Source organism: Halocatena halophila (genome assembly GCA_027563145.1).
GTDB lineage: Archaea > Halobacteriota > Halobacteria > Halobacteriales > Haloarculaceae > Halocatena > Halocatena halophila.
Map to the genome: position 1 here is coordinate 327,560 of CP071307.1, position 25,339 is coordinate 352,898.

General features: G+C 56.6%; 24 protein-coding genes. 5 read left to right on the forward strand and 19 right to left on the reverse strand.

Features of this window, described 5'->3' with window-relative positions; all coding sequences use genetic code 11:
- Positions 1 to 38 precede the first annotated feature (38 nt).
- The 5 genes from JXQ78_RS15665 to JXQ78_RS15685 form a co-directional block, all read right to left on the reverse strand.
- Positions 39 to 1,391: an MmgE/PrpD family protein gene (locus JXQ78_RS15665; protein ID WP_330633460.1), complete on the reverse strand. Its 1,353-nt coding sequence runs from the start codon at positions 1,389 to 1,391 to the stop codon at positions 39 to 41.
- Positions 1,392 to 1,566: 175 nt separating this feature from the next.
- The gene (locus tag JXQ78_RS15670) at positions 1,567 to 2,757 is read right to left on the reverse strand and encodes a cytochrome P450 (RefSeq protein WP_330633461.1); all 1,191 of its coding nucleotides are present in this window, start codon (positions 2,755 to 2,757) and stop codon (positions 1,567 to 1,569) included.
- 362 nt (positions 2,758 to 3,119) lie between these two features.
- A complete protein-coding gene (locus JXQ78_RS15675; RefSeq protein WP_330633462.1) occupies positions 3,120 to 4,001 on the reverse strand; it encodes an RNA ligase family protein in 882 nt (293 codons plus the stop codon).
- Between the two features lie 115 nt (positions 4,002 to 4,116).
- A complete protein-coding gene (locus JXQ78_RS15680; RefSeq protein ID WP_330633463.1) occupies positions 4,117 to 5,334 on the reverse strand; it encodes an MFS transporter in 1,218 nt (405 codons plus the stop codon).
- Positions 5,335 to 5,519: 185 nt separating this feature from the next.
- Complete coding sequence (locus JXQ78_RS15685) at positions 5,520 to 6,050, reverse strand: SRPBCC family protein (RefSeq protein ID WP_330633464.1); 531 nt, start codon at positions 6,048 to 6,050, stop codon at positions 5,520 to 5,522.
- Positions 6,051 to 6,516: 466 nt separating this feature from the next.
- On the opposite strand from JXQ78_RS15685, the gene JXQ78_RS15690 reads away from it, so the two are divergent.
- Complete coding sequence (locus tag JXQ78_RS15690; protein ID WP_330633465.1) at positions 6,517 to 7,587, forward strand: rod shape-determining protein; 1,071 nt, start codon at positions 6,517 to 6,519, stop codon at positions 7,585 to 7,587.
- A gap of 2 nt (positions 7,588 to 7,589) precedes the next feature.
- On the opposite strand, the gene JXQ78_RS15695 is transcribed toward JXQ78_RS15690, so the two are convergent.
- The 6 genes from JXQ78_RS15695 to JXQ78_RS15720 all read right to left on the reverse strand — a co-directional run bounded on the left by JXQ78_RS15695 (position 7,590) and on the right by JXQ78_RS15720 (position 14,338).
- Positions 7,590 to 8,795 (reverse strand): branched-chain amino acid ABC transporter permease, encoded by a 1,206-nt coding sequence (locus tag JXQ78_RS15695; protein ID WP_407934084.1) that lies wholly within the window; start codon positions 8,793 to 8,795, stop codon positions 7,590 to 7,592.
- Positions 8,796 to 8,928: 133 nt separating this feature from the next.
- Positions 8,929 to 9,939 (reverse strand): branched-chain amino acid ABC transporter permease, encoded by a 1,011-nt coding sequence (locus JXQ78_RS15700; protein ID WP_330633466.1) that lies wholly within the window; start codon positions 9,937 to 9,939, stop codon positions 8,929 to 8,931.
- Entirely contained in the window at positions 9,936 to 10,634 is a 699-nt protein-coding gene (locus JXQ78_RS15705) for an ABC transporter ATP-binding protein (RefSeq protein ID WP_330633467.1), read from the reverse strand. Before JXQ78_RS15705 ends, JXQ78_RS15700 begins: the two co-directional genes overlap by 4 nt.
- On the reverse strand, positions 10,631 to 11,413 hold the full coding sequence (locus JXQ78_RS15710) for an ABC transporter ATP-binding protein (protein ID WP_330633554.1): 783 nt from the start codon (positions 11,411 to 11,413) through the stop codon (positions 10,631 to 10,633). The genes JXQ78_RS15705 and JXQ78_RS15710 overlap by 4 nt, the downstream gene beginning before the upstream one ends.
- Positions 11,413 to 12,774, reverse strand: a complete 1,362-nt coding sequence (locus tag JXQ78_RS15715; protein ID WP_330633468.1) for an ABC transporter substrate-binding protein — start codon at positions 12,772 to 12,774, stop codon at positions 11,413 to 11,415. Before JXQ78_RS15715 ends, JXQ78_RS15710 begins: the two co-directional genes overlap by 1 nt.
- Positions 12,775 to 12,853: 79 nt before the next feature.
- Complete coding sequence (locus tag JXQ78_RS15720) at positions 12,854 to 14,338, reverse strand: MATE family efflux transporter (RefSeq protein ID WP_330633469.1); 1,485 nt, start codon at positions 14,336 to 14,338, stop codon at positions 12,854 to 12,856.
- 384 nt (positions 14,339 to 14,722) lie between these two features.
- Between JXQ78_RS15720 and JXQ78_RS15725 the strand changes: the two genes are divergently transcribed.
- Positions 14,723 to 15,331 (forward strand): metal-dependent hydrolase, encoded by a 609-nt coding sequence (locus JXQ78_RS15725; RefSeq protein ID WP_330633470.1) that lies wholly within the window; start codon positions 14,723 to 14,725, stop codon positions 15,329 to 15,331.
- Positions 15,332 to 15,345: 14 nt separating this feature from the next.
- Here JXQ78_RS15725 and JXQ78_RS15730 read toward each other — a convergent pair whose 3' ends face one another.
- From JXQ78_RS15730 to JXQ78_RS15745, 4 genes are all read right to left on the reverse strand, one after another.
- Positions 15,346 to 16,131: a class I SAM-dependent methyltransferase gene (locus JXQ78_RS15730; protein WP_330633471.1), complete on the reverse strand. Its 786-nt coding sequence runs from the start codon at positions 16,129 to 16,131 to the stop codon at positions 15,346 to 15,348.
- 101 nt (positions 16,132 to 16,232) lie between these two features.
- Positions 16,233 to 16,727, reverse strand: a complete 495-nt coding sequence (locus JXQ78_RS15735) for a GNAT family N-acetyltransferase (RefSeq protein WP_330633472.1) — start codon at positions 16,725 to 16,727, stop codon at positions 16,233 to 16,235.
- Between the two features lie 66 nt (positions 16,728 to 16,793).
- Complete coding sequence (locus JXQ78_RS15740; RefSeq protein ID WP_330633473.1) at positions 16,794 to 17,822, reverse strand: cell surface glycoprotein related protein; 1,029 nt, start codon at positions 17,820 to 17,822, stop codon at positions 16,794 to 16,796.
- 145 nt (positions 17,823 to 17,967) lie between these two features.
- Positions 17,968 to 19,047: an aminopeptidase gene (locus JXQ78_RS15745; protein ID WP_330633474.1), complete on the reverse strand. Its 1,080-nt coding sequence runs from the start codon at positions 19,045 to 19,047 to the stop codon at positions 17,968 to 17,970.
- A 161-nt stretch (positions 19,048 to 19,208) separates the two neighbouring features.
- Between JXQ78_RS15745 and JXQ78_RS15750 the strand changes: the two genes are divergently transcribed.
- Both JXQ78_RS15750 and JXQ78_RS15755 read left to right on the forward strand, forming a co-directional pair.
- Positions 19,209 to 19,829 (forward strand): rhomboid family intramembrane serine protease, encoded by a 621-nt coding sequence (locus JXQ78_RS15750; protein ID WP_330633475.1) that lies wholly within the window; start codon positions 19,209 to 19,211, stop codon positions 19,827 to 19,829.
- Between the two features lie 27 nt (positions 19,830 to 19,856).
- Positions 19,857 to 20,744, forward strand: coding sequence for a haloalkane dehalogenase (locus JXQ78_RS15755; protein WP_330633476.1), 888 nt, complete (start codon positions 19,857 to 19,859; stop codon positions 20,742 to 20,744).
- 4 nt (positions 20,745 to 20,748) lie between these two features.
- Here the strand turns inward: JXQ78_RS15755 and cofH are convergent, their stop codons facing one another.
- From cofH to JXQ78_RS15770, 3 genes are all read right to left on the reverse strand, one after another.
- Positions 20,749 to 22,104 carry a 7,8-didemethyl-8-hydroxy-5-deazariboflavin synthase subunit CofH gene (gene cofH / locus JXQ78_RS15760; RefSeq protein ID WP_330633477.1) on the reverse strand — a complete coding sequence of 452 codons (1,356 nt, stop codon included), beginning with the start codon at positions 22,102 to 22,104 and terminating at the stop codon, positions 20,749 to 20,751.
- Positions 22,105 to 22,149: 45 nt separating this feature from the next.
- Positions 22,150 to 23,112 carry a formyltetrahydrofolate deformylase gene (locus tag JXQ78_RS15765; RefSeq protein WP_330633478.1) on the reverse strand — a complete coding sequence of 321 codons (963 nt, stop codon included), beginning with the start codon at positions 23,110 to 23,112 and terminating at the stop codon, positions 22,150 to 22,152.
- A gap of 82 nt (positions 23,113 to 23,194) precedes the next feature.
- The gene (locus JXQ78_RS15770; RefSeq protein ID WP_330633479.1) at positions 23,195 to 23,977 is read right to left on the reverse strand and encodes an inositol monophosphatase family protein; all 783 of its coding nucleotides are present in this window, start codon (positions 23,975 to 23,977) and stop codon (positions 23,195 to 23,197) included.
- A gap of 87 nt (positions 23,978 to 24,064) precedes the next feature.
- Between JXQ78_RS15770 and JXQ78_RS15775 the strand changes: the two genes are divergently transcribed.
- Positions 24,065 to 24,805 (forward strand): class I SAM-dependent methyltransferase, encoded by a 741-nt coding sequence (locus JXQ78_RS15775; RefSeq protein ID WP_330633480.1) that lies wholly within the window; start codon positions 24,065 to 24,067, stop codon positions 24,803 to 24,805.
- 173 nt (positions 24,806 to 24,978) lie between these two features.
- Here the strand turns inward: JXQ78_RS15775 and JXQ78_RS15780 are convergent, their stop codons facing one another.
- Positions 24,979 to 25,176: a 30S ribosomal protein S17e gene (locus JXQ78_RS15780; protein ID WP_330633481.1), complete on the reverse strand. Its 198-nt coding sequence runs from the start codon at positions 25,174 to 25,176 to the stop codon at positions 24,979 to 24,981.
- Positions 25,177 to 25,339: the final 163 nt, after the last annotated feature.

Below are 25,339 nucleotides of genomic sequence, written 5' to 3' on the forward strand. Positions count from 1 at the left end.
TCCACATCAGTACCGAGTTGCGTGATGATCTGTTGTCGTTATTCCAACAGTGAAACGAGATCGTCAACGTCGTTGGATTGCATCTCCCGAACGACCGCCACGATCTCATCGCGTCGATTTCCCTCGAACTGCGCTCGGGCAGTGTCGTGGAACTTTCGTTCGATCTGGTCCCAGTCCATCGGATTTGTCGGATGTCCCTCAAAGGCGTCTTTTTCGACGACGTGTGTGGTTCCATCCTCGAGTTCGATCATCAGACGCGCAGGCATCTCTCCGGCGTCGAATCGATCGGTGAACGACGTGTTTTCCTCAACGGTGATCTTCCCAAGCAGTTTCTGAACGTCGTCACGAATGATGCGACGGGGATCGTACTGGTCGTTTCCCAGTTCGCGATCGAGCAGGGCCACAGCCAGCATGTACGGGAGCGAATGATCCGCCTGGGCTTTCGTTTCGACCGAGTGGCGATCGCCTTCTCCTCCACCGATGATGAGCTTTGCGCCGGCGAACGTTTCCAGACGAATGGTCTTAACGTCGCTCCCCGCAAGATCCTCGCGCTCTGTGAGTTCGATGATTCCTTCGACGGCGGATTGAGCGTACGTTTCGGCGACGTAGCGCTTGGTCATAACGTCGTGAACTCGCCGACAACCCGGATCGAGATCGAGGTCGAAATCACCACTGATCACCTGCTTCCAGCCTTTCTGTCCCACAAAGAGGTTCGTTGGTCCCTCCATTCCATTGCGCGCCAGCAAAGCAGCGTACATGGCGTTGCGAGCGGCGTTTGCAGAGGCAATTCCTTTCCATTCATTAATGCCCCCCGTTCGGGTCACGCGGAGAGCGTTGTGGGCAGTTCCGGCGATACCGATCGCATTGCGAGTTGTCTCGACATCGAGTTCGAGCAGTTTTGCAATACCACAGGTCGCCGAAATGATCGTATGTGTCACGTGATCCCATCCTTCATCGCGAACCGGTGCATTCCAGGCGAGTTCGCCCTGAACCTCGTAGGCGACTCCCACACCTTCGAGCAGTGTTTCACCAGACGCACCGACGTACTCGCCGGCCGCGATCACTGCTCCGATGGTATCACTGGGGTGGGGCGTCTCTCCGGGTGCGAGAAACGAGTCCATGAAATCGAGATACCGGGTCAGTGCTGTGTTGTACATCGTGGCACCGACCGGCGAGGCAGTCTCTCCCTGGCCCCAGAGCGTACACTGTTCGCCGGCATTCGCCAGTTGCACGGTCTCTTCGACGACGGCTACTGGCTCTGCATCAAGCGCATCTATGGCAATTCCTATCGAATCGAGAAGCCGTTTTTTTAGCTCCTCGCGGGTGGATGTGGAGAGCTCATCCATCGAGACCGACTGTACGAATCGCGCTAGCGCTTCGGTCGTCGTCATGTGGTGAGATAGCATAGCCGTGAGGAAACCTCCTGTGTCCGGGCCCGATCGTAACGGTTGTGACACACACACCGGTTGGCATCTCAATAAACATCACGTAGCGAGGATTACGTGAACGGACGTTCCGAAACACACGATCCCGGTGATAGCGGACACCGCCGACTGAGATGCTCGGTCACGGCTCTAGATAACAGGGGAGCTCACGAACACCGTATACGAGTGATTGTGGCCGAAGCGATGAGCAATCAGGTTCGATCACCGAGAACCGATCAAGCAGGCATTCGATCGCGATATCGGCCTCAAGACGCGCGAGTTGTGCACCCAGGCAGAAATGGATACCGCCACCAAAGGTCAGATGTGGATTCGGTGTGCGCTCTGGTACAAACGTTTCTGGTTCGTCGAACCGGACTGGATCACGGTTTGCAGAACCAATATACGCGACGAGCAGTTCATTCGCATCGATCTGTGTCCCACAAAGCGTCACCGGTTCGGTCGTGACACGACGAACTGACTGGGCTGGTGGGCGGTATCGTAACACTTCCTCAATGACAGTCTCCCGATCGATTGCACCCGAGCGAACGTCATCGAACAGGTCGAATTCCGCGAAACACCACAGCGCGCTGGTGATGAGGTTCACCGTCGTAACGTTTCCTGCAACAAGAATCGTCGTACAGAACGTGACGGTCTCTTCGTGAGAAAGCGCATCGTTGGACGCTGCGAGACTGATGAGGTCGTCGCCGTCGCCATCGGCACGATCTCGAACGAGCTTCGAAAAATACGATCGCATCTCTTCTCGGGCCTGCCGTGCTGCAGACGCATCCGTCGGTGATAGTTCAGTCGTCGCGAGAGACCACTCCCGGAATCGGTCGTACTCGACCGCTGGAAGGCCGAGCAGCGACGCAATAACGGTGATAGGAAACGGATGCGTGAACGCATCGATCAGCTCTACGGTCGAGTTGGGTTCGATCGAATCAAGCAGGTCTGCAGCTATCTCGCCGAACTCCTCTCGGTGCTCTGCGATGGTTCCCGGCTGAAATCGCGGTGTCGCAAACGACCGTCGGCGGCTGTGATCTGGTGGGGCCGTCCGGAGCATCGACGTGGTGGTTCCAGGCGTCTCGAATGGATCGCCATCAACCAGCTCGATATCCGTGCTCGAAATATCGGCGGTGAACCGTTCGTGGTCCCGGAGGACGGTGGCCACGTCCTCGTATCGAAACAGATGCCACCGGTTGAGCTTGTCGTCGTACTGAACTGGCGCTGTACGACGCATTCGTTCATACCATTCGAACGGTTCGAGTTGCGATTGTTCGTCGGCCAACGCCGCCGGCGGCGCACGAAACACAGTACGCTCGTCTGAATGTGCCATAATTTATTCCACAGTATATTCGAATATTATCTTATCGATGTGATTAATAATGAAATGGGTGTGAATATGATTGAGTATCCAAGCCGATACAGTAGTATACGTGTAGCATGAATGATTCGTCGTACGATGGACGAAACCACCAGGCCAGGCGGATAATCGGGACCGATGCTTGCGTGTACCGTCACGAGTCTCTGTATTAGTGCCGGATTAACTGTGTTCAGTCGAGTGATGTGTGCACAAGACCTCAACAGGAGTATCTGGATGATCGTAGGTGGAATTGGTCTGGTGGTTATCGGGTAGATTCTGTTGTGGTCGCTGGAGTATATTTCTTCCCTGGGGTGACGAATATCAACAAACACTAACTAGTTCTCTCGTCTGTTTTTGATCATTTTGATGACGTAAACGCACTTATCAGAAACCAGCGATCGAAGCTCCCTGGTGTCGAGTTCGACATCCTCTTCGATCACGATCGAGCCGCCTTCTTCGGTCATCATATCGCGAATCACCGCCTGTGGAAGTATTTCCATCATCGGCAGTTCGATTTTCTCCCACGCACCATCTCCAACGAGCTGATGGGCAACGGACTCGATACGCGCGGGGGTGACGTACTGTTCGACGATTCGCTCCGTGTCAGTGAAATCTGACCTGGTTGGGCTCCGTTTGAGCGTTTCTGTGAACTCCTCACGAACGAGTTTGTAGTAGCTTTCTGTCTGGTGGTTCTTCAGCACGACACCTTCGGCCACTCCATTGTAGAAGGCGCTTTCAGGGATCGAGGGAGCCCACTCCTCAGAAGTATCTACAGAAACTGCATCCACAACGGGAGTGAACGGCAGTCCAACGGTTTCGACGATCTCCTTGGCCTGCTCGGTGTGATAAAATTTCTGGGTCTCGACGTTCCACACGTCGAATCCGACGAACGCTGGCGTGTGATCCCAGTCGTAGGCAATCGTGTGTGGAATCATCGCCTCACCAAAGAGCACGAGCTGGCCGAGATCTTCCTGTAGCGACGACAGCGCGTCCGTCTCACAGTTCGATTTGATGTACGAGATCGGTTCACTGAACTGTTTGTGGTGTAGCTGCTCACCGGCCGTGTTCCGAGATCCAAATGTGAAACCCTCGTCTTCATCGAACGTAAACCGGAAGTTCGATCCGTCCAGCTTTTCGGTGACGACGATCGTCCCCGACGAGAGAAGATCGTCCTGGGCCCCAGATTCGTACGTTGGGAGTTTTGGATACCGTTTCATTTGAATCTGTGACAACCATGATGGATAATAGTTTGAAAATTATTTCGGTTACTTTCAGTATCATTCTCACCGACAACGACCCACAGAGAAATCACACACTTTCCAACGCAGGCCCTCATTTGGGAGTCCCTTCCGAACGCGATGCGGATCGCGTGACTGGAGATTCCCAGAGACTGACGAGCCCACCAGCACACAGAAAGAACAGACCGAGCGCTCCGAGGGCACCGATCGGAGAGGTGAGATCAGCAACGACCCCGCCGAGCGGCTTCAATGGGAGTCGCACAAGGGCGTACACCATCGAGACGGCGCTCAGAATCGTCGCTCGACCAACAGACTCGGTGTGTGTATTGATGTAGCCGCTCGCAATCGGTTGTAACACAGAGCGTGAAGACTTCATGACGAAAAATAGCCCGAGCGCACCGAACGGAGCCAGTACTGGAAGGACGAACCAGACACTGACGACGACCGGTACCAGCACCACCATGGTTCGTGTAGAAAAAGCAGACTCAAGCTCAGCCGCACCGTAGCTACCGATCGCTGCGATGGCAGTGAACCCGGCATACAGCGGCCCCAGCCAGGCGTGTGGAAATCCGAGCGACCGAACGGTAATCGGCTGAATGAATATGTCAGCTGATGATATGATTGCGAAAAAGAGCCCCAGATACAACACAAACGAACGAAGCGGGGGTGTACGCAACTGAGAACGGATGACCGCCATCGCATCGAACGGCGTGAACGTAGTATCAGAAGACTCACTCGAGGACCCAACAGTGGACATCGACACGAGAACCACCATCGAAACACAGAGCAAGAGCCCACCGACTGCGAACGGGACGAACGGTCCAATCCCGTACAAAACGCCTGCACAGAGCATCGTCCCCGCACTTACCCACTGATTGATCGCCCCACCACGGCCACGGATTCGTGTGTATTCGTCCTGATGACCCCGCATTGAAAGCGCGTCGTACAGCCAGGCATCCGCGCTGCCGGACTGAAACGCGACGCCAAGTCCCCAGAGCACCCAGAGAACGGCGAACGAAATGAACGTCTGTGCAACGAGAAAGCCAAGTACCGAACTCGCGAGCAATCCCGATCCGAAAAGCAATCCGTTTCGTCGTCCGATACGATCGGCGAGATAGCCCGTCGGAAGCTCACCAACGACGACGGTTGCCGCCGAGAGACTTCCCAAGAGACCGATTTGTGCGAACGACAGTCCTCGTGACCGAAGAAAAATGGTGAACACCGGCCAGAAAAATCCATACGTCGTGGTCGCCTGATAGCAGTAGTATTTCACCACGAACGATGGTGAAAATCGCCAGTTGCTAGGTATCATTGGCTTCACCTCACTGCATTCACTCCACTACGTCGTCGAATCATGTCCCTACGGATGGATCGAACGCTCCGACCAAAAGTGATTGCTGATAAGAATTTCAGTAATCCACGTATCAATAACGTATGCTATCGACAGTTGCAGAGTAACTCACCACAGCACGCACACAACAAAAAAATTGTACCCGCTCACACCGTGGCCGGTGTTTCGTGGACCGTGATGTCGAGTTCGCGCTGTTCACCCTCGAGATCAGCAACCATTCGCGTTGCGACGATTCGACCGAACGTCGCTGCTTTGGGCTTGACCTTATCGATCACCTTATCAATCGGGATGATTCCTGGCAGGTTCAGCGCCTTTGCATCGGCCGATTCGAGATCGAACTCTACGAAACAGTGTACCCGACAGGCGTCATCTTCGTCGTCCGGCGCTTCTTCGGGGACGTGTTCGATCTCCCAGTGTCCGTGCGCATCAACATCTTTACTCACTTCCCAGTCGATTCGACTTGGAGCGTCGACGTCGGTGACAGTTACCTCGGCAGTGTAGTCGATCTTCCACCACGAACACGTGATGTCGTACACTGCTCCGGCATCGTCCGCACCATCGCGGTCGATGTTCGTCACGTACTTCGAGTAATCCTCGTACTGTTGGAAATCCACGAGGAAGTCGTAGATTTCCTCTGGCGACTGGTACACCAACGTACTAGCTTCTACGGTTTCCACAACAGGGGTTGCCTGCCACCACGTTAATGTATTCTGATTCAATTTTTACGTCCAGATACCATCCGTTAACAGAACAGTCAACGAAGCAGAGAGTATCACGAACTTTTTCAAAATTTGCTGTGGTATGGCTGCATTTCAAATCAGCAGATATCGCTACCGTCACACCGGATAGGTCACGACATCGTTTTCCACCAGTTCAAATTACCAGCCAACGAAGACCAGTCACATAGATCGTGGTGCTGTGAGCAGTATTGCAAAACATGGGTGTGTTCTATAAATGGTCAGCATCCCGCCGATACACCCTCACTTTCCTTTGTCAGGAAAGGCTGTATAAATCCGACAATACCGTTCTGTAGCCAACCACCAACCGATATACACCACACACCAACATTTCAACATCTCTAACCTTCGGACGAAGGTGATTTACAGGGTTTTATATATTGTGGCTGTTAACCAGTTGGCTATAATGCTTGAGGAAGGCCAAGAATCCGAAGCAGCAGAAGAAACGGCGTCCGTGCATGCGGTTGGGGTGAAGCTGGGAAGCACGCGCACCGTGGTGGCCAAACCCGACGACGGTGTCGTGCGAACGCACGAGGCGCTAACCTGCCTGGCGACATATCAGGACGTACTGACTGGCGACCACCGGGTTATCTATGGTGAAGAGGCGGCCAACGAATATCCAGAGCGGGTGCAGTTCATGCTCCGGTCTGGCCTCCCAGAGGACGACGAGCGAGCGGAGACAGCCTCGACATTCTTCAATAAATTCTCGAGTGCGATCGGCGTTCCAGAAGAGAGCGTGGTTGTCTACGCGAGTCCCGGCATTGACAACGAGAAGGGACTCGAAAATCTTGCCAACGTGATCGAATCCAGTGGAATCGGCAATCAGCTCGTTCGCAGCTATCCAGAATCGCTCTGTAGTGCAATTCCAGCACTGGGTGGCGGTCCGGACGCGATCAACCGCATCTTCATTGGCATCAATATGGGCTCGACGAACCTCGAGGCCTGTGCATACCGCCGTGGCGAACAGCTAGCGAGCTTTTCGACGGGGTCTGTCACCGGGAACTCAGTCGATCGGTGGATCGCTGACAACGTCGAAGAGGAAACCCAGAGCCGGGTGCACATCGACCAGACGACCGCCCGAGAATACAAAGAAGAACACGGCGATTTCGTCGACTTCGAGCCATTCACTGACGTAATCCAGCAGCCTGGCGGTGGCACCCACGAGTTCACGATCGAACGGAGCGTCCCCGACGCACTCGATCGATACGTTGACAATGCTGTCAACGAGATCGCAAACGAGTTCCTCCCGGAACTCGCCAGCCAGTACATCAAGATCTATAAGCGAACGCTCACCGAGCCAATCGTGCTAACCGGTGGAATGGCGTGTATTCCTGGACTCGTCGAGGAGTTCGAACAGCGACTCAGCGAAGAGCTACAGCAGGAAGTCGAGGTCACCACCCCCGATGAGCCAAAAACCGCCGCAGCGCGCGGTGCACAACAGCTCGCATCGCATCTCGTCGAAAACGGGCTGTACTAGCGTCAGTGTCGGACGCCAGAGACTCGCTCTCTGATCGCCGTCACTATCGCAGTGAGACGATCCGACAGCCACGCCGGCAGTTGTTTGGCACAGGTCCCACCGAGCCGGTCGCGGACAGTTCCAACCATTCCGTTCGGAACGTACAAGACAAATAAAACGAAGACAATTCCAACATACAGCGGCGCGTGCCCATTGAGAAACGTCTCTACGAGTTCGCCCACGGTCATTCCACCGATGACTACAGTTTCCATCGCAGGGTGACCGAGCGAATCCCTGAGAAACACCAACAATCCACCACCGCTTCCCGATTTCGAGAGAAACTCGCGGAGCCCTTCGTCGAACAACCGTCCGTAAAGTGGTCCTGCGAGCGTTCCAAAGCCGCCAATGATGCTCGCGAGCAGTGCATCACCAGTGACGAGAAAGTAGTATCCGTTCTCGGGAGTCACCGATCGACGGAACCCGGCGAACAGTCCGCCAGCCACACCAGCGAAAAAGGCAGACATCGAGAACGCCCCAAGCTTGTAGTAAAACGTGTTGTAACCGATCGCCCGAGCACGGGCTTCATTCTCGCGGATTGCGATCATCACCCGTCCGAACGGCGAGTGAATGATCCGTTGCATTGCAATATAACAGACCACCACGACGAGTCCGACCGCGTAGTAGGAAACTGTGGATGCACCGAGTGTGGAGCCAAAGAGATCGATCGGTTCGCCGGCGAGCTGTCCGATTGCTACCGAGAGCGAATCAACGCCCGGGACGCCGATCCGAAACCCCTCTGTCAGCCCGGTGACAGCGATCCCATCGCGTGGGTTTGCTCCGAGATACTCCCAGTCGCGCATGAAGACGTACAACACCTGGGCGAACCCGAGCGTGATCATCGCAAAATATACTCCTGTCAGTCGAAACGAGAAGGTCCCGATAACCAGCGCAAGCACTGCAGCGAGGACTCCCGCGAGCACGAGCAACCAAATGAACGGCGTTTCAGGAGCCAGCAGTGGAACCTTCCCGTTGGCGACGAGCACGACGAAGTATGCGCCCGTTCCGTAAAAGGCAGCGTGACCAAAGGAAAGATAGCCCGTATAGCCAGAGATGAAATCGAACGACATTGCGAACAGTCCGAAATACAGAACGGCAACCATCGTCTCGACACGGGGCAACAACGCCACCATCCCAGTGGGTGCACCACCGTTCGTCAGCACGTGGTACACCGCCGGATAGATTGCGAGTGCAGCGAGAACGAGCAGATGAATCAGATGATCGCGTGCATACTCACGGGTAATGAGAGCCATGGCCGCCTGCGTCTCCGAATCGAACTCGGTTCGAGATCCTGAATCGGCGTTACTAATGGCCACCCACCTCCGATATGCCGTAGAACCCCTGTGGTTTAATTGCAAGTACGATCACGAGAATGAGAAAGAGAAACATTTCTGGAAGTCCGGTGAACGTGATCGCTTCGTTGAACCACCACGTCGTCATCGCATCGACCATCCCAACGAGGACACTCGCAACGACCGTTCCACGAACGGTTCCGAGGCCACCGATGATAACCACCACAAACGCGGGCAACAGCGTCTCTGCTGCAAGGGGGACGCTTGCCCCCCAGGACTGATCCCAGGCGAGTAACATCCCTGCTACGCCGGCAAGCCCGGTACCGAGGGCAAAAATCACCGTGAACACTCGTCGAACATCGATGCCGAGCGCACGTGCCATCTCGGCGTCCTGGCTGCCGGCACGAACGTAGAGCCCATACCGAGTTTGTGTGAGAAACGCCCAGATGAACCCAATCGTGAGCAGTCCAAACCCGATCTGGAACAGATCGAGTCCGGGAACCGAGGTGGGGCCGAGATCGTACGTTCGGCCGAGGATGGCCGGCTTCGTTGCAAGCGCCGCTTGCCAGGAAGAGATCGGTTGAATGCCGTAGAACATCACCACAATTCGTGCTATTTCATCGAGGATCAGCGCCAGCCCGAACGTCAGCAGGATCTGATAGAGCGGTGGACGATCATATATCGGTCGAATGAGCCCCCATTCGAGGAGACCACCAAGAAGCCCCAGCGCACCGAACACGACGACAACACCGAGGAAAAACCCACCGAGAGCTGCCGGATCGGTGGGTGATCCACCGGCGGTCATCACGAGCACCAGACCACCAAGATACGCGCCAAACATCGTGAGCGATCCGTGTGCGAAATTTAATACCCCCATGAGCCCGAAGACGAGCGTCAGTCCACTCGCGATCATCACATACAGGCTGGCCTTGGCCAGCCCATCGATTAACACGCCAAACAACGCTTCGGGTGTGAAAAACGATCCGAGGGCGTCGGCGTATACTAACACAAACTGATCGATCATGCCAAAACGTACCTCCGAAACCGTTCACTATCAGCACTGAGCCCCGCCGTCGTGCCCGAATCGACGATTTGTCCGGTGTCCAGCACGTAGAATCGATCGGCCAGATCAAGCGCGAGCCCCAGATTCTGTTCGACCAGCAGTACGGTCGATTCCTTTGCAGCCCTTGCCAGGGCCTTCGAAACCCGCTTGACGATGAGTGGCGCAAGCCCTTCGGATGGTTCATCGATCAACAGCAACTCGTTGTCGCCAATGAGTCCCCTGGCAACCGCGAGCATCTGCTGTTGACCACCAGAGAGGTCACCACCGTTACGATTCTGGTGTTCCTGGAGGTCGGGAAACGTTTCGTAGGCAACCGAGAGCCCATCCGCAATGGTAGTCGACGGCGGGAGTGCAACCCGGAGATTCTCCTCAACGGTGAGCTGATCGAAAATCCGTCGATCCTCGGGGATCCAGCCGATTCCAGCCTGTGCAACCGCGTGGGTGTCAAGGCCAGTCAAATCCCGTCCATCGAAGGTGACACGCCCCGACCGTGGCGGAGAAAGTTGGATGATCGTCCGGAGCGTCGTCGTTTTCCCGACGCCGTTTCGGCCGACGAGCGCGACGACCTCACCTCGATCGACAGCAAGTGAGACCCCTTCGAGGATGTGACTCTTCCCGTAGTAGGTGTGAACATCCTCGACGGTTAGTAAACTCATACCGGCTCACCACCGGTGTTGAGATCACCGCGCTCGTATCCGCCGAGATACGCCTTCTGGACCGTCTCATCACCACGAACGGCAGCCGGTTCGTCGTTTGCGATCACCTGGCCCTGATTGAGAACCAGAACGCGATCGGAGACCGACATAACGATCTCCATGTTGTGCTCAATGAGCACCACAGCGTGGTCGCTTGCGACATCCTCAATCAGCTGGATGATTTCACCGACTGACTCTGAGGAGACCCCGGCATTTGGCTCATCAAGCAACAAGACGTCGGGATCGCCAGCAAGCGCAATCGCGATTTCGAGCGTTCGTTTTTCGCCGTGGCTGAGTGTTTCTGCCACCACTGTAGCCTGATCAGCAAGGCCCACCCGCTCTAGGATCTCGTGGGCGGCCTCGACATGCTCGTCGAACGCATTGACGTTGCGCCAGCAGTTGTGTGCATTCACGCCCGCAGCCTGTTCGGCGATCCTGACGTTCTCGAGAACGGTACTTGCCTCGAACACAGACGTGAGCTGAAACGAACGGTGAACCCCGAGCGAGGCAACCCGTTCGGGAGACGCCCCAGTGATATCACTCCACGCCCCGTCACGCATGAGCGATATCGATCCGCTGGTGGGCTCAAGCGTCCCCGTGAGAAGATTGAACAGGGTGGTTTTCCCCGCTCCATTTGGTCCGATCACCGCACAACACTCCGAGGAATCGAGTGCAAATTCCACGTTATTGACGGCCGTCAGTCCGCCGAACCGTTTCGTGAGCCGCTCCGTTCTGAGAATCATTTGAGTGTACAGTCCATCGCGTCGGCGTCAGATGGAATCGTCACGTTCTCAGCGCCGATCCGCGCGACCGGTTCGCTCGGCTGGATGGGCGCATCCCAGCTGTCGGCAATCGACTCCGCCGTCACCACCGGATGGGCGACCGTCATTTCCGAGCGGGCCTGGTTGTTGTACTCCTGGAACGTGTACCCATCGGGTCCCTTTGGCGTGTCGGCAACGGTCATCCCGCCGAGTGCATCGACGAGCGCATCGGGATCGGTCCCAGTGCGTTCCTCGACGGCCTGAACGATCGCCGACGCAACTGTGAACGTCCCGGCGGTGAACAGATCGGGCACCACGCCGTACGTGCTGGTGTAGGTCTCGACAAACGTGCTGTTGATTTCGTTGTCGTACTGATTCCAGTGATACCGAGTAGTGAACGGCCCAAGCTGCGTCTCTTTCACGCTTGATTCGGTGAGTGAATCAAGCGACTTTTCGAGGGTGCTTCCAACGACCTGATTCGTAATCTGCGTCGCGAATCCACCGAACACACGGTAGTCGTATCCGCCGTTGAGAAATGCTGTGAACAGCTTCGGGAGCGTCGAAACGGTGAATCCACCGACGATACCCTCTGCCCCGGCCTGGGCGGCGTTGTCGAGCAACCCCTTCCACTCGGCGTAGCCCTGTGGAACGAACTTCTCACCGACGATTTCGACACCCTCTGCCTCAAGCACCGTTCGATAGTTCTCCACGACAGCGTGGCCAAACGAGTAGTCGGCACCAAACAGATACACCGCATCCACGTCCGTGTTGTTCGCGACGTACTGCCCACCGCTGCGAGCGTCCATGGCCGTGTTTTCACTGGCACGAAACACGTTGTTCAAACACGTCTCTTTGCTCGCTGTGATCGAGGCAGACGCTGCCGGACCAATGAGCACAGGGATCGAAACCTGAGTGGCCACAGTTTTGATCACCTGCGTTGCCGAACTTGAGGAGGTACAGCCAAAGAGCACGTCGACATCCTCGTTCTGGACCAGCTGGGTGGCCACTGACTGGGCCGTATCAGACTCGAACTTCGTATCGCGGACGTGCAGATTGTACGTCGTCGATCCAACGTCGATCGAATGGGTGCCGGTGGTTGCCGATTCGATGGGATCCGTATTGCCCTTATACGCAAGTCCAGTGTAAAATCCCCACAGCGCTTGCTCGCCGTAATACTTCAGATCGCCAGAAATCGGCTGTAATACGCCTATATCCACCGATTCTGGACCACCACCGTCGTTTGAGCTGTCAGTATCACTCGATGGATTGCCACCGAGACAGCCAGCCAGACTCGTCACACCAACAGTGCCGATCGTTCCGAGCGTCTGTCTTCGTGTCATGTGATCGAATACCATTTCATTGTACTATGGGGAACGACCACAAAGTACAGTGAGGTTAATATATCAACCCAGAATCCAATCAGTCGTCAGTGGTGGGCTCTTCGATATGCTCGCCCTCTGGACTCTCGGTGACGACAGCGTCCGTCCACCGACCACGACGGAACCAGAGTCCTGCGACGACAAGAATGAGGACATTTGACAGCGCAATGGCGTACCAGACCCCCGTTGCACCAAGGTCTAGCTGTGTGACGAACAGATACGCAGGCGGCACCCGAAAGCCAACCAGCGAGAGAATCGAGAGTCCCATCGCGGTCCGTGTCGAACCACTTCCTCGAAAGCCACCCTGAATCACCCTGAAACCCCCAAGAAACACGAATGTGAGTCCAACAATGCGGAGATACGCGGCTCCCGAGGTGACGACCGCAGCTGATTCGGACCCCGAGATGAACACCGCCGTGATCGGTTCTGCAAACCAGACCGAAACGAGGGTTACGATCGAGAGCAGGCCGGCGATCACTCCCAGCGCCATCGTAACGGCCGTCCGCGCACGATCTGTCTGTCCAGCACCGAGATTCTGCCCCACGACGGTTTCTGTCCCTCGTGCCAATCCGAGCGCCGGAAGAAACACCAGCGAGGTGAGTCGATTACCGATACCATACGCAGCAACGGCTTCCTGGCTCGTGAGTGCAACGAGCGCGGTTAGTATCGTCACGCCAAGCGCCCGCGTTGACTGCTCGATGCTTGCTGGCGCGCCGATACGAATGATCTTTGCGACTGTTGCTCGTTCGAGCAGGAAATCGGACGGAGAGGGCGCGAGACCGACCCAGCCAACGAGCAACAGCCCGATGGCGACGACAGCACCGAGTCCGCGCGCCGTAATCGTCGCTATTGCCGCACCCTGCACGCCGAACCCTGCAAAGCCAGTCCACCCAAAGAGCGTGTCCTGGAGCCCAGAAAGCCCGAACGCCTCGAACAGTACGTTGTCCTGAAATCCAAGTATCAAAATCGGATCGAGAAGGACGTTCAACGCAACGCCACCGGCCATGAGATACATCGGTGTCCGCGTATCACCCCAGCCTTGCAACAGTCCCTGGAAGATGTAGAAGCTGAATACGAACGGAATTCCGAGAAAGATGGTCCGTGTGTACTCGACCGAGAGCAGATACTCCTCGGTGCCTTCAACCGCCCCGATCAGTCCGAGCAGCTCTGGTGTGAACAGATAGCCCAGCGCAGAAAAGATGACTGACAGTCCCACGACAAAGGCGATCGTTTGTCCAGCCACGTGATCGACCGTATCGGTTTTTCCGGCTCCCTTGTTCTGTGCGACCAGCACGGTCCCTGCCACGGTAAATCCAGCAGCCATACTGATCACCAGAAACACGATTGCCCAGGAAAACGACAGCGCACTAACGGCTGCCTGGCCGAGTCGGCCGACCCAGAACGTATCGGCCAGGTTGTACCCCACCTGCATCAGGTTCGTGAGAACGATCGGCAACGAAAGCGTGAGCAGTGGCTTCAACAGCGGCCCGTCAACCACGTCAACAGCACGATTCGATCTGGCCATCGATCAGCAACCTCGGAGAGCAACGAACGGTCGGTGAATCGCAATGTGCCACAAGCGCTGAGAGATATCTGCTCCAGTCATGATCCTACACACTCACTGTTCATGCAAGTCGTGAAAATTCTTTCACATCTTCTCGAGAGATGGTTGTTTTCAATTATCGAAGTATACATAAAATAAGTCGCTATCCGCATTCAGAGTGGGAGGTCTATCCAGTCGCCGTTCGAAAGTTGAGATTCGAAGTCCCACATAATTTTTTACTTATTATAGTTAGTATATTATAACTTTTAGGTTACCCGAAAGTATATTGCTACCGATTACCAATCGTGCAGTGGGTACTGGTAGTCGAATGCCAACTCCGAAATCGTGCTCCAGGAGGGATAGCTGATGCATCGACGTGGACACATCGGTCTGACTCTCCTCGGAATCGCCCCGGTTCTGTACGTACTGTTACCTGAAAAACCACTACTGGCGGTGCTCGCGCTCGGCGTGTTCGTGATCGAGCCGTTGCCGGATTACGATCACCGACTACGGTGGTTAGAGCACCGAAAAACGAGCCACTCGCTGTTGATGGCTGCGTTCGTCGGCGGAATCTGTAGTGGTCTGGGGTGGCTACTCGGCCAGCACATCACGCTGCCGCTGGCGTCGCTGCTTTCGTCGCTGGCGGCCCACGAGCAGGCAATAATCGCACAGCTAGCGGATCAGCTCGCACTGCTCGATCCATTCACGATGGCGCTGATCGGTGGGACAATCGGTGCCGGTGGCGTCTTGTTACATCTGTTGGCCGACGCCATGACGGTGAACGGAATTCAGCCGTTTCTTCCGTTTTCGCGGATCCGGATTTCCTTTTCTTCGTTGTACTCGGACAACCCGATCGTCAACGTCGGGCTATTGCTGCTTGGATGGTTGGCGATAATCGTCGTGACGGTCCTTGCAACTCCGCTCAGTGATCTGGCGGCACAGATCGGTGGATTTCTATACAGCACCATCGGCTGACTCGAGTTGCCCACTCAGTGGTTCTCAATTTGTCGTTCAGCAACAAATCTGAGACGACGATATTTCGCCGTCCAGGTGCCATCGCAGTACTGTTCCGATCGGAGTCGGTCTTCGATTCCATCGACAACCGATGGCCGTTCTGTGGCTGGAACCGGTCCGAGCAGTTCGTCGCCAAACATTTCCAGCCAGTGAGCAACGCCGAGTTCATCGCCCTCGAGGATGGTCGGTCGATCGAACAGCCACGCACCGGTGAGTTCGAACCCGGCATTGGCCACGAGCGTCGCAAACTCACCGATAGTCGGGAATGTCCATGGCAGAGACATCTCGTAGCCCCTGCTCGCAAGTTCGGCCTGGGTTGCACTACAGATCCCACGGACATTCCCTGCGCCACCGAGTTCCCCGACGAATCGTCCGCCACGTTCGAGGACGCCCCAGACCTCACGACAGACACGCTCAATGTCGTCCATCCAGTGGAGCGCGGCGTTTGAAAAGACGGCATCAAAACTGTTCGAAAACGGAAGGTGGTGGGCGTCTGCGTGAGCGAAGGCACATGCCGGCGCATTCGAGCGGGCAGTCCGAATCATCGAACGCGATGTGTCGACTCCGACCGCCGAAGCCGCGCGTTCGTCGATCGTGCGCGTGAGTTTGCCGGTCCCACACCCAAGATCGAGAATCCGCTCAACAGGCTGGGGATCGAGAAGATCGACGACAGCCGTTCCGTGGCGAGCAACGAAATCGAACTCCTCGTCGTATCGCTGGGAATTCCAACTGGTCTCCGTGTCTGTTGTGGGCCCACTCATTTCCCGATCTTCAGGAGGATGACAGCTTACGGTTTGGATTGCGGAAAATATTCGGATTGACAGAATCGAAGTCTGTACAGTAGAAACCGTATATACAGTGGCTACAGTTTGTGTGTGAGAAGCAGTTCAATTGCACTCCCAGCTGGAAGTTCTGTGGATTGCCGTCTATGTACTTCGAAATCGTGTGATTCGTAGAATGCACGACCAACGGCGTTGTCTTCGAGCACTGCGAGCCAGACGTCGTCGTAGCCGGCACTCTGAAACCGCTTGAACAAACGCTCGAGGAGCGCTGAGCCGATCCCTTCGTTCCAGCGGTCGGGATGAACGTACAATGCACTGACCGCAGCCTCACACGGGCCATCCGAAGTGGGGCCACCGTCTACGAATCCAATGATCTCCCCAGCATCGGCCCCAACGAGAAACTCGTTGTCGGCCGATTCAATGCGCGATTGCAGCGAAGTTTCACTATACCAGGTCTCGACAGTTGTTTCGACGGCTGACTGGCCGAGTATCTCATCATACGCGGCGTGCCAGCCCGCACTGGCGACAGTTCGTATCGATCGCAGGTCAGCAGCCACAGCCGGTCGGTACTCCATGGACGGTAATCGAAGGAGCTGTCAAAAATCATTACGGGGACGGTGACGATTACGTCCAACAGCCGATCAGCTGTTGTTCATTCTGAGCACACCACCAACCAGGATCCCGAAGATGGTAATGAGGACGCCAGCGTTCGAGAGCAGGGCAGGATTGGCTCGGTTCGAATGGTCGGTTCGTGCAGGCGCTGGTAGCAGCGTGTGAACTGTCGCCGTGATCGGCGTGTTCAGCCGTGGGAGTGTCGTGGCCGAGGCGATTGCCGTTGGCGTTGCCGTCAGTGTTCCGGCAGGTTCTACGGATACCATCTGGGGCGGTGGACATCTCAGTGTGTCGGCTGAGCTGTCCGACGTCGTGTTTGGTGGCGTGTCGGTAGGGGTGTCCGCCGGCGCAGGCGGTGGGTTCTCGGTCACATGGATGTGAACGGGTTCATCCATCGCCAGTTCAGTGGTCTCACCACTCCCTGAGCGTACCATCCACGATTCGATTTCATTGTCTTCGGGCGGCCCGGACCACTCGTCGAACGGATAGTTGTCGGTACGGTCGTTGAACCGCATCGTGACAGTAATCGTTTTCTCACCGCCGCCGTCGAGTCCACGGAAAACGGCTCCATCGGTTCGACCCCCGTTCATGAACCACTCAATGTGGCTTGATCGGTCGTCGTGGACAAACGAATCGTCACGGTGTGTGTACGTGTCGTCTTCGACGGCCCACGCTCCGTCCTCTGGAAGTCCCTCAATATCGGCCGTAATGACAGCTCCGCCATCGCCACCCCGCTGGTCGTGAAGAAACACGAGACTCAGCCCCGACTCACCCCGGTAGAGAAACAGCTGGCTCACCTGATCACGCTGTAACTCGTCCGTCCCGTAGGAACTGTACTGACCGGATGGTTCGGATGATGGTGCCCGATAGTCGTAAAACGATTCTACCGACTGGTTGCCCTCACCCAGCGGCGTCACGGGGATCGTTTGGTCACCCTGAGTGACTGTAATGGAATGCTCCTGGGCACGGACGGGCACGCTAAACGACTGGGTGAGGAGCGCTCCCACGACGAGCACGGTAACGACCGTGGATAGACCACATCGATGCGGGCGGATCATCCGTCGTGGAACCCTCCGTCAGAGTGACACCAACCGGGGGGTGTCAGTACCCAGCCAATCATCCATAGAAAGTATAGTATGTTATTCAATAACAAGTGTGCTTGCCAATCAGTCCACTGAAGTGAAACGATGGGCTGATCGGTTCTCACTCGCCTTCGAACCAGAAATTGCCGTCTTCGATGATGGGATCGCCATCAATGGTGAGCAAGGAGTCCGAACGCAAGTCGATGAGCATGTCCGTATGGATATCGCTCTGATTCGGTTTCTGATCGTCGGGCAGACACTCAGTAAATCCAAATCCGAGCGCGAGATGGACGGTCCCGGCCATCTTCTCGTCGAAGAGCGTGTTTGTCGTGGCGCGATCGATTCCACGGTTCATCCCAATGCCGAGTTCGCCGAGACGGCGTGCGCCCGCATCTCGCTCAAGGAGACGGTCCATAGCGTCTTGGGCGTCACCAGCCGCACAGTCGACGACGACACCGTCTTCGAAGGTGAGCGTTACATCCTCGATGCGGTCACCACGATAAAAGAACGGCAGATCAAACTGCGCCGTCCCCTCGACGCTCTCGACGACTGGACTGGTGGCCACCTCACCACCCGGCATATTCCGGGTGGCGTCGTCGTTGAGAGCGGTTCGATCTGCGATCGACATGGTTAGATCGGTCCTCCCACACTGAATTCGGATCGTTTCACCGGCGTCGATGATATCGGCGACGCGTTGCTGGCGGCGACGCTGGTGTTCCCAGTCGACATCCACGGCGTCGTAAACGAATGACCGATACGCATCGGTTCCCATTCTGGCACGATAGGCACCACCAGCGGTCGGATGGACGGTGATCACCCATCGATTGTCGAGACGCGCATCGAGAATCGGTCTATGAGCATCGTCTATTTCGGTTTTTACGGCATCCGAGACGCCCATCGTCTCGTACGGGTTCGTCGTGGAACTGATCAACACCACGGCATCGGCCGCTTCCATCGCGGCGAGTCTGGGGGCACTCGTTGAAACGTTCTCAGGATCGACTGCCTTTTGATACGCACGGCGCGCTCGTTCGTCGTGCAACTGCCCCATCGGCGTTGCGCCTCGCTCGCCGAGAACGCCATACAGCGCCGTAACCAGCGGGGTTGCGTTCTGGCTGCCAATCACTAGAACGTCGTCATCGGCCGTAACTTCGAGACAGTGATCAACCAGAAGTTCGGCATGTCGGCGGACTCTGTCGTCCATACCAGGGCTGTGTGATACACGCAGTTAAATACGATTCAAGAAACGTGAAAGTGAATGTGAAACCGTGATCAAACACCCAGCAGACGAGCCCACGATCGGCCAATCGAAGCACGCTTTCGATCTTCGGAAATCCTAACTTGTTTGCCATCACTAGAGCCACCGTGTCCCGAAGTCCGACCCTGACGACCCTGAAAATCATCCTCGTCGTGTTCGTCCTCCAGTTGGTGTCGGTGACGATTGGCCTCGGAAACGAGCCGTTCGTGTTACACCTGCCACTGACCGACGAGCCCTGGACGATCGTTACGAGCGTATACGCCCACAGCGGGCTCATGCACCTCATCGGAAACTGCATTGCACTGGTCCTGTTCGGATTGGCCGTCGAGTATTTCACCACACCACTCCGCTATCACGCCTTTTTCGTTATCTCGGGGGCGCTTTCAGGAATTGCTCAGGTGGTGTTTACCACCGGCTTGGCCATGCTTCCACCGGGGTCGATCCGCGTGCTGGGCGCAAGCGGTGCGATTTTCGCGCTGCTGGGCTACGCTATCAGCGGGAACGCGCTTTCGGCAGGGCTACTCTCTCGACTCGGCCGACGGGTGCAGATACTGCTAATCTTCCTCATCGCCGCCTTTTTCACCGCACAGAATGCGGGCCCAGGCGTCGCGAACATGGCGCATTTCGCCGGCATTGCCATTGGTCTGGTGGCAGGCCGGTTTCAGCTGCTCCACACCACATCGGAATCGAACACGGATGACCATCCCGATCCCCTCCAAACATATTAGTAACTGAATAGATATTGTCAGGGCACAATGGGCGTGCTTCACACCCCCGAAGACCGTTTTGACGCCATCCCGGAGTACCCGTACGAACCCCAGTCGATCGACGTGGACGGCCTGTCGATGGCATACGTCGAAGCTGGGAGCGGTCAGGAAACGTTTCTCTGTCTCCATGGCGAGCCAACCTGGGGCTACCTCTACCGGTCGCTCATTCCCACGCTCTCGACGGCTGGTCGCGTCGTCGTCCCCGACTTTCTTGGCTTTGGGCGATCGGACAAACTCGATGACCCGGAGGCGTACTCGTTCGAGTTCCACTACGATGCACTACTGCGGTTGGTCGAGACGCTCAACCTGCAGAATATCACCCTGGTCTGTCAGGACTGGGGTGGAATCCTGGGACTCTCGCTTGCGGCCAACGAGCCGGAGCGATTCGCCCGGCTCGTTCCGATGAACACCGGCATCCCACGCGGAACGCAGACGATGCCAGAGGACTGGGAGCGGTTCAGATCGTTCGTCGAATCCGCAGAGGAGCTACCGATCGGAACGTTGATCCAGAACGCAACGGCAACCGACCTGGACGAACAAACCCTCGAAGCCTACAACGTGCCGTTTCCCACGGAGTCACACAAGGCCGGTGCGCGTGCGTGGCCGGATATGGTACCGCGGAAGGGTGGTGGCGACGGCCACGAAATTACCCGCAAAGCGAGCGAGCGGCTGGGCGAGTGGACAAAACCAGCGTTCGTCCTGTTTTCCGACAGCGACCCGATCACGAAGAACAACCGTGAGCCACTGCGTGAGCACATTCCCACTGCATCAGAACAGCCCGACACGTGGATCGAGGGCGCTGGCCACTTCCTGCAGGAGGATGCTGGCGAACGGATCGCCGAAGAGATCGTAGCCTTCGTCCGCCGGACGAAATAAGCGATCACTCAAGCAGTGGCGTCCCATCGGCACGAGGACCAAGCTGTGGGCCAAACGGGGGATCGTCCGGATCGATCACGCGGCGCTCGGTGTAATCCGTCGATCGCTCGACCGGCGTGCGACCGATTGCCGTGATCATCTCGACGTACTCGGCGAACGATCTGGCCTGCCCATACCGACCGCCGGCGCGTCGAGTAATCTCCTCTGAGAGGATCGTCCCCATGAAATCATCCGCTCCACACGAGAGCATTTTCAGGCCGCCTTCGTCACCATATTTCACCCACGAAGACTGGATGTGGTCAATGTTGTCGAGATAGAGCCTGGAGACGGCGATCATCAGCTCGTCTTCGTGGATCGAGGCACCATCGTCGACGTAGCCCTCTTCGTACAGCGGCGTCTGCTGGTGTATGAACGAGAGCGGCACGAATTCTGTGATCGCACCGATTTCGTCCTGTAGATCACGGATCCGATCGAGATGCATGATCCGGTGGCGCTCGTTTTCGACGTGTCCATACATGATCGTCGCTGTCGTGGAGAGTCCGACCGACGCGGCCGCCCGCATCGCTGCAAGCCAGGCGTCCGTGTTCATCTTCCCCGGACAGATCACGTCACGAACTTCATCGACGAGAATTTCGGCGGCCGTTCCCGGAACACTGTCGAGTCCAGCATCACGAAGTCGGCCGTACACCGTCTCGTACCCCCAGTTAGCCCCCCGTTTTGCGTGGTAGGCTTCCTCTGGAGTCATCGAATGGAGGTGGACGCCACCGACGGCCATCGCCCGAATCTGTTCGACATACGTTCCCGGATCGACGGTGTAGCGCTCGGGTGATTTGTAGTTCAGATCACCGCGCTCGCTTGCTTCGAGCAGTTCGCGATGATCGTCGTCGAGCGCAAAGGCGGGATGGAGCCCGGAGACGGAGGTCACCTCATAGATACCAGTGTCGAGTGCGTCCTGGACGATGCGACGCGATTTTGCAGGGGGTTTCGTAAAGCCATCGTGTGATTCGGGCCCCTCGCGAAGAAACAGCTTCGACCGATCTTTGAAATTGCAAAAGAGACAGCCAGTGTTACAGGCGGTGGTCACGTTGTTGTTGAGATTCGCCACGAACGTGACCTCCTCACCAACTCGTTCCTGTCGGCGACGATCGGCGAGCTCGAGCACCTGCTCTTTGCGTGCGAGGTCGATGCCGGGTGTGTCCGTCCCGGTTGTCAACAGTGCGACGCCGTCCTCGATCGACAGCCGATCACCGCTTCGTGCGGCCTCCAGTGCGTTCTCGAATGATTGGTCGGTTGTTGCTCGGTGCGTGAAATCGAACCGATCACGTGGAACGTTGGACCGAGACGGACTGGATTGGGCCATATCTGGGCAAGCAATGGGGATACAAAGTGTCTTTCGCTACCACAATCACTCGCTTTGTGCCCCGAGTGGGACGTCTGTGTCATCTGTGGGTCCATCCGGGATGGCTGCCTCAAGCTGGGTCGGGGTGCCAAGCTGGATTGCAGCTTTGTCAACGTCCTCGCGGAGATGGGTCGTGCCGTTGTGAACATAGATGCTATCGGAGAGATGGAGATGAACGGCCTCGAGAAGCGCCTCGGCCTCAAGAGGCTGTCCGCGCCGCTGTAGCGTTTCGGGCGTTCCATCGTCGGGCACATCGAAGACGCGCTGTGTGATGATCGGCCCTTGATCGAGATCTGTCGTTGCGTAGTGAGCTGTCACCCCGGCCACCCGAACACCCGCATCGATTGCCTGCCGATATGGTTCGGCCCCAGCAAACGACGGCAACAGCGACGGATGGATGTTGATAATCCGGCGCTCGTACCGAAACACCACTTCGGGGCTCAGAATTCGCATGTATCTTGCCAGGACGATCAGCTCTACGTTGTACTCATCGAGCCGTTCGAGAAGCTCGGTCTCGTCTGGCGTTCCGTTCTCGTCGCCGATGTCGTAGAACGGAATTCCAGCGCGCGCAGCGATCGGCTCCAGATCGGAGTGGTTCCCGACCACACACGCGATGGTTGCCTCCAGTGCGCCCGATTCGACTGCCTCTATGAGCGCCTCGAGACAGTGAGACTCTTTGGTTACCAGCACGCCTATGTTCCGCGAGTCGTCTTCGTCCGGGAATCGGATCTGTACGCTCACGCCGAGCTCGTCGCCCAGCTCCTGGAGGTCCTCGCGAAGCGTCGCCTCGCGACAGACCATTTCGGTCGCATCCACGTGCATCGTCATCCGGAACAGCCCGTCCTGGACGGCCTGGTCCAGATCCTCGATGTTGATGTTGCGTTCGAACAGGAGATTCGTGAAGTTCGCTATCAGACCTGTGGAATCTTCGCCGACGATCGTGATTTCGGTGTATCGTTGTTTCGTCATTGTAGCGCTAACTCAATCCAGTGTGTTCTACTGTAGCTGGGGTACTGTGGCGACCAAAAACCCATCGGATCGTGACAACCATCTATGTGTTCTCTGTCAGCTCATCCGTCACATCCCAGAGCAGTTCTAGCAGTCGCTCGTCGTGTGCCCCCACCAGCAGCCCCCCAGCGGATCGAACGGTTGCTGTGCTTTCGGCGGCGAACAGCTCGATCGCAGCTCGCTCTTCTTCGTTCGGGTGGAACGCAACTATCGCCTGGATAGTTCCGGTAGCGAACGCGCTCGTATGAACGGTTGGGGCCCAGCTGTGTATCACCCGTTTGACGCGCGCGTTGATGGCGGTTTCCATCTCATCGAACGCAGCTTTCAGCGCCGGCGTCTGTGGAACCGATCGCCCGATAATTGTGGCAACGGCGCTCGCTTCTGGCGACGGGACAGTCGGGGCGGCGACTGCCACACCATTGCGTGTGATGGCGTCGTTTTGTCTGGCAACCAGCAGTACATCCGAAATCGGCTGGTAGATCGCCGCAACAACCGGTGTTCCATCGTGTTCGACGGCGACCGCACTGGCAACGCCTGGAATCCCAGCCGCGTAGTTGTTGGTGCCGTCCAGGGGATCGACGAACCACTGATATGGCTCGCTTCCGCCGTGATCACCGGCCTCTTCAGAGTAGACCGCATGCTCCGGAAACGCGGTCCGAATTACCGGGAGCATTCGGCGTTCTGCAGCCACGTCGGCCCGTGCTGAGACGTCAGTGTTCTCGTAGGTGAGCTCCCGGTCGGTCGTTTGATATCGATGGCGGAGCACTGTTCCCCCAACAGTGGCCGCTGCCGTGGCAATTGCCTCGAGTTCGTCGTCCGGTGTCATCTGCGTTGCTTTCATCCACACGATTGTAACCCCTTGGCAGTGCGAATCGAAACGGCTACCCCACCGGCAGTGATATCGCCCGATTCCATGCCAGCTGACGATCTCCACTCACCAGCACGGGCGTACGACGAGCTCGCAGCCACCTACACGGACGACGTCGAGTCCAATGCGTACAACGCACACATTGTGTTTCCGGCGATCACCGACCTGCTCGGTGACGTATCGGGACAGCAACTGCTTGATGCTGGCTGTGGAACGGGAGCCTACTCGACATGGCTCACAGATCAGGGTGCCAGCGTGGTTGGCATCGATTGTAGCACTGAAATGCTCGCTCGGGCACGGGATCGCCTCGATGGTGACGGGGATGTGCTGCGGGCAGATCTGAACGAACCGCTTGGGTTCGCTGACGACAGCTTCGACGGGATTGTCAGCTCGCTGGCAGTGAGCTACATCAGAGACTGGGACGCACTGTTTCGTGAGTTCGCCCGCGTCTGTCGATCTGGGGGCTGGCTCGTGATTGCGACGACCCATCCATTCGACGAATTCGGCACAGAAAACGAGGACGCGCAGAACTACTTCGACATCGAGCGGTGTACGAAATCCTGGGACGTCGAAATTCCGTACTACCGGCGACCGCTCGAAGCGATGATCCAGCCCATACTCGATGCTGGATTTGCGATTGAATCGGTCGTCGAACCACAGCCCACAGCGGCGTTTGCTGAACGACGCCCCGATCGCTATGCGAAAGAATCTCGACAGCCGGTGTTTTTCTGTCTCAACGCACGACGGCGAAAGCGATCATCCGAGACAAATTCAAATCAGAAGTAAGGAGATACACTAATCCAGACTATAATTATGGTTACGCACATGTGTACAGAATTGTAGTCTCAGATCAGTTCTCAGTTACCCAGTATCGATCGGCTTGCCCCGTATCTCTCCGTAATAACAGATTTTTCCAGAAAACGGAAGAATTTGCCATACAAACCAGTTATATCATCCAACTATTTCTCAGTGCCATTCTCAGCAGCGAGCTGTCGCGTCACGTAGCCAGCAATTCGATTCCGGACGCGGGTCGATTCCACGTCCGTAAGCCGCTCGACACGTCGTTTGTTCGCCTCAAAGTCGGCAGTGAACTCGTCTGGATACCGAGAGAGCAGCGTTTCACCGATCGAGATGATTTCAGTTGCCTGTGATCCCATGCTCCGTCCGTGTGGGTTATTAATGATAGTTCTTCGGGTAGCCACGGAATCGTTCCGGATGCAGTCTGTCTCATTCGAACGGACCGGTCGTGGGTGCGAATCGTGCCAGTGGTCCCATGTCCACACGTAGATCTGCTGCCAGTAGTTTCATTAGTGAGTTACC